Raw genomic sequence first — 421 nt, 5'->3', positions numbered from 1 at the left:
GTCCTGGCGATCGCCAAATGTGCGGCGGACCTCGCAACCGCCCCGCGACCGCGAGGAAGAGGCGGCCAAGGCAAAGGCGCGTTCGGCGCTCAGGTTTGCCTGAGGAACTGCCGCTCTGGAAAGATCGTTCCAGGCGCTGCCTTGCTGCAGCATAACGATGCTTGAACACCTGCTAACGCAGCGCTAGGGATCGGTTGACATCCCTCATGCAGCAAGACCCTCCCTCATGTTTCCCTTTTCAGAAGCCGACCCGATCCGTCACTCCAGCCCCGTGCCTGAAAGCTCGGAGGTGGTGATCGTCGGCGGCGGGGTGATCGGCGTTTCGACGGCGCTTTTCCTCACCGCGCGCAATATCCAGGTGACGCTTCTGGAAAAGGGGCGCATCGCCGGAGAGCAGTCGTCGCGCAACTGGGGCTGGATC

The 421-nt window shown here is 62.9% G+C and carries 1 protein-coding gene; it reads left to right on the top strand.

The window, feature by feature from the left end; genetic code table 11:
- Positions 1–226: 226 nt before the first annotated feature.
- On the top strand, positions 227–421 hold a 195-nt coding region (locus AC1DIX_RS27975; protein WP_477328628.1), incomplete at its 3' end, for an FAD-dependent oxidoreductase.

The sequence above is a fragment of the Massilia sp. 05N420 genome (genome assembly GCF_056397205.1).
This window is presented reverse-complemented; position numbering and strand designations above follow the sequence as displayed.